Genomic DNA, 10,233 nt, shown 5'->3' with positions numbered 1-10,233 from the left:
GGCTAGTCGCCCTGATCGCCGAGATGGACCGCTCGGTCGGTTACTGGCTAAAAGCGGCGTACCGCAAAAATGCCCCTGAGATGGCTCAGGACGAGCTTCCGGCCGAAACCCTGCGCCGGGCCATCCGAGCCCTCACGCGCCGTTGGCAGGCCAAATTCAACGATCTGGCGGGGGATCTGGCGGCGTACTTCGCGCAGTCAGTGAGCCAGCGGTCTGATGCGGCTCTGAAGGCGGCGCTCAAAAAGGGCGGGTTCACGGTCGAGTGGACCATGACTCGTGCGCAACGGGATGTGGTCAACTCGGTGGTCCACGAGAACGTCTCGCTGATCAAGAGCATCGCGCAGCAGCACCTCTCCAAGGTCGAGGGCATCGTCATGAGGTCGGTGGCCACGGGCCGCGACCTTGGGCAACTAACTAAGGACCTTCAGGAGCAATTCGGGGTCACGAAGCGTCGGGCTCAGTTCATAGCCCAGTCCCAGAACCAGATGGCGACCGCCGCACTGACGCGGGCACGTCAGTTGGAAATTGGGGTCACGGAAGCGGTTTGGGTGCATTCGTCCGGTGGGAAGAAGCCGCGTCGTTCGCATGTAACCAACAACGGCAAGACCTACGACGTGAACAAAGGCTGGTACGACCCGGACGAGAAGGTGTGGACCTTTCCCGGCGTGCTGCCGCGATGCCGCTGCGTGAGCAAGGCGGTCATACCCGGCTTCGGCTGAGCTTCGCGGCCGGGCATAACTCGGCTGCACAACTATGCTCCTCTCTGCCGACACAAAAGTCCGGCTCGCGCTGGACCGCGCCGCCGTGCAGGAGTCCTTCCGAACGAAGGACAACGACGGCCACCTTCACGTGTCGGCCACACCGATCACGAAGGCCACCGTCAACCCCTATTTTGGGCAGGAGATCGTAAACTGGCGCGAACTCGGGCTCCAGCCTGACCGCGTCTACAAGCTCTACCGCGATCCTGCCGAGTTGGAGAAGGCGGCCAAGTCGTTCAACGGCAAGCCGCTTCTGCTCGGGCATCGCGAGATCGATGCCTCCGCTCACCACTACGAGGGCACGGTCGGTTGTGTGACCGGCGTCTACTGGGACGCCCCGTACCTGATGGCTGCGCTCGACGTGTGGCCTGGCGAGGCAATCGACGGGATTGAGAGCGAGGAAGCCGCCGAGCTTTCCGCCGCCTACAGGTACAAAGCCCTCATGGAGCCTGGGGTTAGCCCCGATGGCGAGAGTTTCGATGGCCGGATGACCGCCATCGACGGGAACCACGTAGCCCTCGTTCCACGGGGTCGCGCTGGAAGAGACGTCGTCGTTCGTGACGCCGCACTGTGGGACTTTTCAAAGGGTATCACCATGCAGAGCAAGCCGACCCTGGCTGCCGCCCAGACGCAGGGCGCGCTTGCCGTCTACCTCAAGCCCAAGATGGCGAAGGACGCGAGCATTGACCTCGCCCCGATCGTCGCGGGCGTGACCCGTAAGAACTTCAAGTCCCAGGTGCCGGCCATCGTGCTCGGCGTGATGAAGGCGACCAAGGGCAAGCTCGCCCAGGATGCCGACATTGAGGACGTCGCCGAGGTCATTGAGGCCCTGGCCGAGATCCTGCCGCCTGAGCAGGAGGCCGAGGTCAAGGAAGCCGTTGAGGGCGCCGAGGGTGGCGAGGTCAACGACGACGAGGATGATGCCGAGCTGCGCGCCATGCTCAAGGCCAAGGGCCTGTCGGACGAAGAGATCGACCGGATCTGCGCGATGACCGCCACCCCGGCGGCTGCCGCGGACGAGAAGGACGACGACAAGAAGGACAAGGCCATGGACGCCGCGATGGTTGCCGCTCGCATCCGCGAGGCCACCAAGGGCATGGTTTCCAAGACCGCCATGGACGCCGAGATCGCTCGCGCCCGTGCGGACGCCATCGCCGCCACCACCGCGCACATCAATGGCATTGCCGATGCCCGTCGCCGCGTCGCCCCGTGGGTCGGCGAACTCGCCATGGACTTCGACAGCATTGAGGCCGTGGAGCGCAAGGCCTGCGACGTGCTCGGCATCGCCCACAAGGGCAAGCACGCTGACGCCCTGATGGACATCATCTCGGCCCGTCCGAAGGCCGGTGAGCGCTCCCGTGAGGCCGCACCCCGCACCGCCATGGATGCCGCCGCCGCCACGAGCGTCAGCGAGCGCTTTGGCATTTCCCGCATCGGTCACGCCGCCTGATCGGCGCTCTGAACAGGAGACGAGACCATGAGCTTCCCCGCTTCCATCAACTACCAGCCGGCACCGGGTGTCGAAGGCGATTTCGCCGACGCGACCTGGGACCGGCACTCGGTGATCGCCGGCCCCGGCGGCCTCGTCGTCGGCCCGGCCGGCGCCCTGATCGGCCGCTTCTGCTGGGCGACCGCCCCGAACGACCCGAATGGCACGCCGACCAGCGTGACCAACTCGGGCACGGGCGCGCCGACCGGCTTCCTGCATCGTCACCAGCAGGGCCTGATCACGACCTTCCTCGCCGAGTCCGGGATGATGATCCCGCCCGGCTTCCAGGTCGCCCTCATGAAGAGCGGCGCCTACTGGGGCAAGAACCGCGGCTCTGCCGCTACCGCTGTCGGTCAGAAGGTGTTCGCCAACAACACTGACGGTGGTCTCTCGACGGCTGCGGCCGGTGCGCCCGTTGCCGGTTCCACCGAGACCAAGTGGATCTGCCACTCGGTCGCTGCCGTGGGCGAAGTCTTCAAATTCTCGTCTGTGCCGAACGGCTGACGGGCGGACCCAGACGGAGAATAACCATGAACCTTCAGGAAGCACGCACTCAGTTTCTCGCCGATCAGCCCTTCCTCGCTGAGAAGGGTTTCCATCTCAAGGGCGTGGCGATGTACGCCACCCCCGAGATGAAGACCGACTACTCCATCGCCATGGATGCCCTTCCGGTGCTCCAGACGGTGGCGAGCGGTGGCATTCCGGCGCTGCTGACCACCACGATCGACCCCGATGTGATCCGGGTCCGGTTCGTCCCCAACAAGGCCGCCGAGATTTTCGGCGAGCAGCAGAAGGGCAACTGGCTTCAGGACACCATCGCGTTCAGCGTGCTGGAGCACGTTGGTGAGGTGTCGAGCTACGACGACTATTCCAACAACGGAATGGTCAACGTCAACATGAACTGGCCGATGCGCCAGAACTACCTCTATCAGGTGATGTCCGAGTACGGCGAGCGCGAAGTGGAGCGTTCGGCGCTGGCGGGCCTCAATCTGGTTGCGGAGAAGGACAACGCCGCGGCCGATATTATGGGCCGGTTCGAGAACGCCATCTACTTCTTCGGCGTTCAGGGCCTCCAGAACTACGGCCTGCTGAATGACCCGATCCTCGGCGCCCCGCTGACCCCGGCGACCAAGGCGGCGGGCGGCACGACCTGGCAGACCACGGGCGGCGCTCCGAATGCGACCGCCAACGAGGTCTACAACGACGTGTACGCGCTGTTCACGCAGCTCGTCACCCAGACGGCGGGTTACGTCACCGCAGAGGACGAACTGATCCTCGCTCTGTCGCCGGGTGTCTCGACCGCGCTGGGCTACATCAACTCGTTCGGCCTGAAGACCCGTACCGCGCTGCTGGAGGAGTTCCCGCGGCTAAAGATCGTCACGGCGGTCCAGTACGGGAAGCAGTCGGCTGGGTTCCCGCAGGGCATGGCGGCCGGCAACTTCATGCAGCTCATCGCCAAGACGGTGGACGGGCAGCCGACCGGCTTCTGCGCCTACAGCGAGAAGATGCGTCAGCACAACCTCGTCACCGACACGACCGCCTACAAGAAGAAGTGGTCGGGCGGCGCCTGGGGCGCGGTGATCCGTCAGCCCTACGCCATCGCCTCCATGGTGGGCATCTAACATGGCTCAGCCCGAACGTCAGCAGTCCTCGGCGCCCATCGGTTCGGCGCCGAGCAACACCGTCCATTCCGCCCGAGAGGTGGTCTCGGTCGCGTGCAAGATGCCCAACGGGCTGATCCTGCGCGGACTGGACCGCACCATCGTTCAGGAACTCGTGCAGGGCGGCGGTGTCCGCGATGTCGAGTGCTACGTCCCGAACGGCGAGCAGGTCGTTCTGGGCGGCACTGCTGCCCGCTATGGCGATCCGCGCCCGCCGCTGCTGACCGCCAGCGGCTACCGCATCACGCCCAACGTGCCCAAGAAGCTCTGGGACGACTGGTACGCCGCCAACAAGGCGTCGGACCTCGTCAAGAACCGGATCATCTTCGCGCACACCGACCACGCCAGCGTCGAGAAGTTCGGCCGCGAGCACGACCACGTCGTGACCGGGCTTGAAGGCATCGACCCGAAGAACCCCCAGAAGCACGTTCGCGGCATCGCGCCCGCAGAGCGTCCCGCCAAGTAGCAGGAGCACGACAATGGCTGACACGGTGAAAGTGGGTTGCCGCATCCCGAGCGGCCTGCGTCTGCGCGTCTCCGACTGGGTCAAGGCCCCGGACGGCGAGATGATCCTGAAAGAGGTCGCCATGTACGACCTCGCCGGCAGCGGGGCGCACAGCGCCCAGCCCGGCAGCATGGACGCCGAGGGCGACGCCACCTATACGGAGATCCCGGCCGACCACTTCGAGAAGTGGATGGAGATGAACAAGGACTCCGACCTCGTCACGTCGGGCGCCGTGTTCAAAGGCCGCTCCAACGCCAAGGTGGCGAGCGCCGCTCCGGCCGATCCTGTTCAGGATGAGGCCGACCGCCAGACTGCTGCTCGTGAAGCTGCGGAGAAGGCGAATGGCAAGGCCGACGACAGCAAACCGGCCACCGCGGCGATCCCTGCATCCTCGCCGGCAACCAGCGGCAAGGACGACACCGCGGCTGCCAAGCCCGCGACCAAGGACCCGAAGGCGTCCTGAGGCATCCTAGGGGCATAGGGCCATGGGGGCGATAGCGACCTTCGACTATCAGGCGTGGAAGGCTCGCTATCCCGAGTTCAACACGGTCTCGCAGCCCCTAGCGACCGCCTACTTCAATGAGGCGACGCTGTACCTGCGGAACGATGGCTCGGGGCCGGTGCAGGATGCGGGGCAGCAGCTCGTGCTGCTCAACATGCTGACCTCGCACATTGCGAAGCTCAACGCGCTGAACGACGATGGGTCGTCTGCTTCTGGCATTGTTGGGCCTATCACCGCCGCGTCGGAAGGCTCGGTATCGGTGACGAGCGGGCTGGTGGTCGAGGCTATCACGGCTGGCTGGTTCCAGCAGACGCCGTATGGCTACAGTTTCTGGAATGCTACGGCGCCCTATCGCTCCATGCGGTACGTTCCGAGCCGCAGGGCCTACAGCACTGGATATGGCGGCTACGGGCGGGTGTGGTGATGCAGGCCTGCAAGTCGTGTCGGCATTGGTCCGAAGAGGCCCCTTCCCCGGCCCGCCGGTTCGGAGAAGGCTTCCGCTACTGCCGGCGAATTGACTTCGCCTATCAGCAGGCGTGGCCTCGCCCGATCCCGCCGCTCGCGACCCTGCAAGACGATGGGGGTGACGACGCCTCGCTCGTTACCCTAGCTGATTTCGGCTGCGTCCTTCACGAGGTTCACGCCGAGACAGTCCGCGAGGATGACGGCGCCTGATGGTAGCCATCAAAGGCGGATCCGCCCTTGAGAAGCGCCTCGCTGAACTGGCGACCAAGGTCACGAAGCCCGCGAACCTGAGCGTCGGCTTCCTGCAGAACAGCACCTACCCCGACGGCACGTCCGTCCCGATGGTTGCTGCGATCCAGGAGTTCGGCGCGGCAGCCCGGAAAATCCCGCCCCGCCCGTTCTTCCGCAACATGATCGCGGCCAAGAGCCCTGGCTGGGGCGACGCCATCGCCGATCTGCTCAAGGCCAACGACTACGACGCTACGCGCACGATGCAGCAGACGGGCGCCGGCATCAAAGGGCAGTTGCAGCAGTCGATCGTAGACACGAACGCGCCGGCCCTCTCGCCCGCCACTGTGGCGCGCAAGGGCTCGGAGAAGCCCCTGGTCGATACCGGTCACATGCTCAACAGCGTGGACTTCAAGGTCGAGTAGCCAATGCCCGGCCTGAACCTGCGCAACATCGCCAACAGCGCGATCCAAGGGCTGAACCCGAACGTCACCGCCACGATCCGCCGAGCCGGGACCTACACGACTGACGCTAGCGGCAAGCGCACCCCGACGTTCACTGAGATCACCGTCCCTGTCCAGATCCAGCCCATCACCACGGGCGACATGCAGAAGCTGGACAACCTGAACATTCAGGGCGTCCACCGCGCCATCTATGTCAGCGCCGAGGTCGAGGCCATGATCCGCGTCGACAAGAAGGGCGGCGATCAGATCGTGTTCCCGCAGGGCGTGATGCCCGAGGACAACGACAACACCACTCGCTGGATCGTGTCGGCCGTGCTGGAGGTCTACCAAAGCGGCTGGCGCAAGGTCGCGATCACCCTGCAGAACAGCTACTCGCAGTGATCCCCGGCCTTCTGCCGGTCCCGAGCCGCGTCGACATACAGACGGCTCTGCGATCGGTCCTGCTTCAGATCCTGCCCGATGGCGTCGAGGTCATCGCCGGCCAGGACAACAACGTCCCCGAGCCCACGGGCGACTTCGTCACCATGACCGTGCTCCGACAGGAGCGGCTGGCGACCAACATCGTAGCTTACGAGGACTGCGCGTTCACGGGCTCTATCGCTGGTCGCATCCTGACGCCGACCAGTATCCGGTTCGGCAACCTCAATGTCGGGCGAGTCGTCTTCGGAACCGGCGCGGCCGTCGCGCCGACGATCACCATCGTCAACCCGGATGGTACGGCAACGCTCTCGCAGCCTCTGGCGGTCGCAGCTAGGCCGATGGCCTCCGGCGTGAAGGGGCTTAAGCAGAAGACCCGCTTCGTCTTCCAGTTGGACATCCACTGCGACGACGACGATCACTCCTCGGACATGGGGCAGGTCATCTCCACCATGCTCCGCGACGATGCTGGGATCCGCCTATTCGCGGCGACCGGCATTGCAGTCACCCCGCTTTACGCCGACGACCCTCGGCAGATGCCCTTCGTCAACGCCGAACAGCAGTACGAAGATCGCTTCGTGGTCGAGTGCCACTTGCAAGCCGACCAAGTCATCACCCCGCCGCAAGAGTTCATGGACCGCGTCGACCCAGAGCGGATCCCGGCCGACATCTTCTTCGCCGCCTGAGGACGCAGCATGACGACCATTCCCGCATCCCAGATCGTCAGGATCCTCCCGCAGGTCCTGAACGGCGGCGGCGATCCGCTTGCCTTTAACGGTCTGTTCCTGACCAAGAACGCCCGCGTGCCAACTATCAACGGGGCCAGCGGCGGCGTGTTGTCGTTCCCGAACGATGGCTCGTCCGTGGCGTCCTATTTTGGCGGCACCTCGGCTGAGGCGACTGAGGCCAACGTCTACTTCCTCGGCCCGGACACCTCGACCAAGAAGGCCGAGAATGTCCTCTTCGCCCGCTTCCCGGCTTCGGCTATCGCGGCGTTCCTGCGCGGCGGAAATGTCACGACGCTGACCCTCGCCCAGCTTCAGGCACTCTCGGGCACGCTGTCAGTCGTCATCGACGGCTACGCCCGCTCGGCCTCGGGCCTCAACCTGTCGGCCGCCACGAGCTACACCGCTGCAGCTTCGCTGATCCAAGCCGGGCTCAACGCCTCGCAGCCGGTCGCGGCCTCGGTCACGGGCGCCATCGCGGCCGGGCCGTCCGTCGCCATCACCGGTTCGATCGCCGGCAATGTGCTGACCGTCAACAGCGTGACCAGCGGCACCATCGTGCCCGGTACGGTGCTGAGCGGGTCGGGCGTCACCGCTGGGACCGCCGTCACCAATCAGCTCTCGGGCGCACAGGGCGGCGTCGGCACCTATGCGGTGTCCGCGTCCCAGATCGTGCCGAATGGCTCTCTGACGGGCTCCTACGGCGTTCTGACAGTCACTGCGGTGGCAAACGGCACGCTGTCGGTCGGTCAGGCCTTGTCGGGCTCGGGCGTGACCACGGGGACGGTTATCACCGGCCTCGGCACCGGCACGGGCCTCGCGGGCACCTACTACGTCACCCCGAGCCAGACGGCTGCGAGCGGCACGATCACGGCGGCGTCTACGCCCGTGACCGTGGCCTTCGACAGCCAGTCGGGCGGCTTCGTCATCACGTCGGGCATCACGGGCGCGCCCTCGACCATGGCCTATGCCACGGGCTCGCTGGCTGACAGCCTGTTCCTGTCGCAGGCGACTGGCGCGATCCTTTCCCAGGGCTCGGACGCCATGACGCCGGGCGACTTCATGACGGCGCTGACGCAGCTCACCCAGAACTGGGTGTCGTTCACGACGCTGTTCGACCCCGATGGTGGTCTGACCGGCACCAACATCCAGAAGCTGCTCTTCTCGACCTGGAACAACGCCCAGAACAACCGCTACGTCTACGTCGCGTGGGACCACGATCTCGCCCCGACGACCGTCGTGCCGGCGACCACGTCGCTGGGCTATCTTCTCCAGACGACGAACCTGTCGGGCACCGCCCCGATCTGGGAGCCGGACAACCGGCACGGCGCGGCCTTCATGATGGGCTATATCGCCTCGCTGGACTTCGACGGCTTCAACGGCCGGACGACCGCGGCTTTCCGCAGCCAGACTGGCCTCGTGGCCGGCGTGAGCAATGCCACCATTGCCTCGAACCTCGCCGGCTCGCCGCAGGTCGCCGGCAGCTACGGCAACGGCTACAACTTCTATGGCGCCTATGCCACGGCCAACCAGGGCTTCACGTTCCTGAACCGCGGCACGATCTCGGGCCGGTTCCAGTGGCTGGACAGCTACGTAAACCAGATCTGGATCAACAACCAGCTCCAGCTCGCCTTCATGAACCTGCTCACGCAGGTCAACAGCATCCCGTACAACACGGACGGCGATGCACTGATCGAGGCGGCCGCGCTGGATCCGATCACGGCGGCCATCAACTTCGGCGCTATCCGTGCGGGCGTGCCGCTGTCGAACGCGCAGCGTGCCGAGGTCAAGGCCATGGCGGGGCTCGATATCGCCAGCACCCTGACGCAGCGCGGCTGGTACTTCCAGTCGCTGGCCGCCACCGCCTCGACGCAGACCCGCCAGGGTCGCGTCAGCCCGCCCGTGCGGCTCTTTTACATGGATGGCCAGTCTGTCCAGGCCCTCACCGTCCCCTCCGTCATGATCCAGTGATCGCCACGATCTAGGAGCTTTAGACCATGTCGATCACCTCCGCGAACGCGGTCCTGTATCTCGGCGTCACCGGCCTGTTCCCGACGCCGCAGAAGATCCAGGGTTTCGCCACCGACGACATCTACGACACCGAGGCGCTTGAGGTCGGCGACACCATGATGGGTGTTGACGGCTTCCTGTCGGGCGGCTTCGTCTATAATCCCGTGATCCAAGGCTACAGCATCATGGCTGACAGCCCCTCGGCGGACTTCTTCGATAGCTGGGTCGGCGCCGAGCGCCTGATCAACGACAAGTACCCTGCGTTCGGAACGATCTTCCTTCAAGGCACTGGCCGCAAGTACGCGATGACGAAGGGCTTCCTCGTCACCGCCCCCGTGCTGCCGGATGCGAAGAAGCTCCTCCAGCCGCGGAAGTTCACCATCCGGTGGGAGCGCGTGCTCCCGGCGCCGGTCTGAGGCCTGACGCATGGCACGCCGTGAAATCAGGGTCACAATTAAGGCCCAGCCTACCGTGGACGCGGAAGGCCGCGTGATCTCAGCCGTTCCTCTGCGAGATGAGGGCAAGACCTTCCTCCTGACCGAGATGTCCGCAGCTCGGGCCGAGGATTGGGCGATGCGGGCTCTGCTCGCGCTGACCACCTCTGGCGCCGAGCTGCCCGACGATGTGCAGGGCGCCGGCATGGCCGGTCTCGCAGTGATGGGCGTCCAGGCGCTTCAGGGCCTCAAGTACGATGAGGTCAAGCCGCTGATGGATGAGATGTTCGCCTGCGTGCAGATCTGTCCGGATCCGAAGAACCCGAACGTGGTGCGCGCCCTGGTTGAGGACGATATCGAAGAGGTCTCGACGCGTCTCCGGCTGCGAAAGGAGATCCTTGACCTCCACGTGGGTTTTTCGCTGCCCGGCGCCCCGTCGATGTCGGCTCAGTCGGCGACGCCGGGCGCCCTAGCGGATGGCGTGATTACCCGAACGTCCCCCGCACGATAGGCGTCATCCGGAACGCCAAGGCGGCCACGCTGCACGAGCTGCAGACCGTCTACGGCATCAAAGA

The 10,233-nt window shown here is 65.3% G+C and carries 13 protein-coding genes; all 13 read left to right on the top strand.

The features are described from left to right. Positions 1-23: 23 nt before the first annotated feature. The 13 genes from ACQKQD_RS18760 to ACQKQD_RS18700 all read left to right on the top strand — a co-directional run bounded on the left by ACQKQD_RS18760 (position 24) and on the right by ACQKQD_RS18700 (position 10,169). Positions 24-719 carry a phage minor head protein gene (locus ACQKQD_RS18760; RefSeq protein WP_427509199.1) on the top strand — a complete coding sequence of 232 codons (696 nt, stop codon included), beginning with the start codon at positions 24-26 and terminating at the stop codon, positions 717-719. Positions 720-753: 34 nt separating this feature from the next. After that, the gene (locus tag ACQKQD_RS18755; RefSeq protein WP_427509198.1) at positions 754-2,208 is read left to right on the top strand and encodes a DUF2213 domain-containing protein; all 1,455 of its coding nucleotides are present in this window, start codon (positions 754-756) and stop codon (positions 2,206-2,208) included. 27 nt (positions 2,209-2,235) lie between these two features. Beyond that, positions 2,236-2,751 (top strand): structural cement protein Gp24, encoded by a 516-nt coding sequence (locus ACQKQD_RS18750; RefSeq protein ID WP_427509197.1) that lies wholly within the window; start codon positions 2,236-2,238, stop codon positions 2,749-2,751. A 26-nt stretch (positions 2,752-2,777) separates the two neighbouring features. Next, positions 2,778-3,869 (top strand): major capsid family protein, encoded by a 1,092-nt coding sequence (locus ACQKQD_RS18745; RefSeq protein WP_427509196.1) that lies wholly within the window; start codon positions 2,778-2,780, stop codon positions 3,867-3,869. Position 3,870: 1 nt separating this feature from the next. Then, positions 3,871-4,374 (top strand): hypothetical protein, encoded by a 504-nt coding sequence (locus ACQKQD_RS18740; protein ID WP_427509195.1) that lies wholly within the window; start codon positions 3,871-3,873, stop codon positions 4,372-4,374. A 13-nt stretch (positions 4,375-4,387) separates the two neighbouring features. Continuing rightward, positions 4,388-4,876 (top strand): hypothetical protein, encoded by a 489-nt coding sequence (locus ACQKQD_RS18735; protein WP_427509194.1) that lies wholly within the window; start codon positions 4,388-4,390, stop codon positions 4,874-4,876. A 22-nt stretch (positions 4,877-4,898) separates the two neighbouring features. Then, the gene (locus ACQKQD_RS18730; protein ID WP_427509193.1) at positions 4,899-5,339 is read left to right on the top strand and encodes a DUF4054 domain-containing protein; all 441 of its coding nucleotides are present in this window, start codon (positions 4,899-4,901) and stop codon (positions 5,337-5,339) included. Positions 5,340-5,589: 250 nt separating this feature from the next. Continuing rightward, positions 5,590-6,033, top strand: a complete 444-nt coding sequence (locus ACQKQD_RS18725; RefSeq protein ID WP_427509192.1) for a hypothetical protein — start codon at positions 5,590-5,592, stop codon at positions 6,031-6,033. A gap of 3 nt (positions 6,034-6,036) precedes the next feature. Then, positions 6,037-6,453 (top strand): hypothetical protein, encoded by a 417-nt coding sequence (locus ACQKQD_RS18720; RefSeq protein WP_427509191.1) that lies wholly within the window; start codon positions 6,037-6,039, stop codon positions 6,451-6,453. Beyond that, the gene (locus ACQKQD_RS18715; RefSeq protein ID WP_427509190.1) at positions 6,450-7,175 is read left to right on the top strand and encodes a phage neck terminator protein; all 726 of its coding nucleotides are present in this window, start codon (positions 6,450-6,452) and stop codon (positions 7,173-7,175) included. The genes ACQKQD_RS18720 and ACQKQD_RS18715 overlap by 4 nt, the downstream gene beginning before the upstream one ends. A 9-nt stretch (positions 7,176-7,184) precedes the next feature. Continuing rightward, positions 7,185-9,185 carry a DUF3383 family protein gene (locus ACQKQD_RS18710; RefSeq protein WP_427509189.1) on the top strand — a complete coding sequence of 667 codons (2,001 nt, stop codon included), beginning with the start codon at positions 7,185-7,187 and terminating at the stop codon, positions 9,183-9,185. 26 nt (positions 9,186-9,211) lie between these two features. Next, complete coding sequence (locus ACQKQD_RS18705) at positions 9,212-9,640, top strand: phage tail fiber protein (RefSeq protein WP_427509188.1); 429 nt, start codon at positions 9,212-9,214, stop codon at positions 9,638-9,640. Positions 9,641-9,650: 10 nt separating this feature from the next. Then, the gene (locus tag ACQKQD_RS18700) at positions 9,651-10,169 is read left to right on the top strand and encodes a hypothetical protein (protein ID WP_427509187.1); all 519 of its coding nucleotides are present in this window, start codon (positions 9,651-9,653) and stop codon (positions 10,167-10,169) included. Positions 10,170-10,233 lie beyond the last annotated feature (64 nt).

The sequence above is a fragment of the Methylobacterium sp. NPDC080182 genome, assembly GCF_050281105.1.
Lineage (GTDB): Bacteria > Pseudomonadota > Alphaproteobacteria > Rhizobiales > Beijerinckiaceae > Methylobacterium.
Note: the sequence above shows the minus strand (reverse complement) of the source record. Positions and strands in the feature narration are given on the sequence as shown.

What these genes read in the sequence shown, in the direction of transcription:
- ACQKQD_RS18755 (WP_427509198.1), top strand. Translation starts at nt 754, where the DNA reads ATGCTCCTCTCTGCCGACACAAAAGTCCGGCTCGCGCTGGACCGCGCC.
- ACQKQD_RS18750 (WP_427509197.1), top strand. Translation starts at nt 2,236, where the DNA reads ATGAGCTTCCCCGCTTCCATCAACTACCAGCCGGCACCGGGTGTCGAA.
- ACQKQD_RS18740 (WP_427509195.1), top strand. Translation starts at nt 3,871, where the DNA reads ATGGCTCAGCCCGAACGTCAGCAGTCCTCGGCGCCCATCGGTTCGGCG.
- ACQKQD_RS18720 (WP_427509191.1), top strand. Translation starts at nt 6,037, where the DNA reads ATGCCCGGCCTGAACCTGCGCAACATCGCCAACAGCGCGATCCAAGGG.
- ACQKQD_RS18705 (WP_427509188.1), top strand. Translation starts at nt 9,212, where the DNA reads ATGTCGATCACCTCCGCGAACGCGGTCCTGTATCTCGGCGTCACCGGC.
- ACQKQD_RS18730 (WP_427509193.1), top strand. Translation starts at nt 4,899, where the DNA reads ATGGGGGCGATAGCGACCTTCGACTATCAGGCGTGGAAGGCTCGCTAT.
- ACQKQD_RS18725 (WP_427509192.1), top strand. Translation starts at nt 5,590, where the DNA reads ATGGTAGCCATCAAAGGCGGATCCGCCCTTGAGAAGCGCCTCGCTGAA.
- ACQKQD_RS18735 (WP_427509194.1), top strand. Translation starts at nt 4,388, where the DNA reads ATGGCTGACACGGTGAAAGTGGGTTGCCGCATCCCGAGCGGCCTGCGT.
- ACQKQD_RS18710 (WP_427509189.1), top strand. Translation starts at nt 7,185, where the DNA reads ATGACGACCATTCCCGCATCCCAGATCGTCAGGATCCTCCCGCAGGTC.
- ACQKQD_RS18760 (WP_427509199.1), top strand. Translation starts at nt 24, where the DNA reads ATGGACCGCTCGGTCGGTTACTGGCTAAAAGCGGCGTACCGCAAAAAT.
- ACQKQD_RS18700 (WP_427509187.1), top strand. Translation starts at nt 9,651, where the DNA reads ATGGCACGCCGTGAAATCAGGGTCACAATTAAGGCCCAGCCTACCGTG.
- ACQKQD_RS18745 (WP_427509196.1), top strand. Translation starts at nt 2,778, where the DNA reads ATGAACCTTCAGGAAGCACGCACTCAGTTTCTCGCCGATCAGCCCTTC.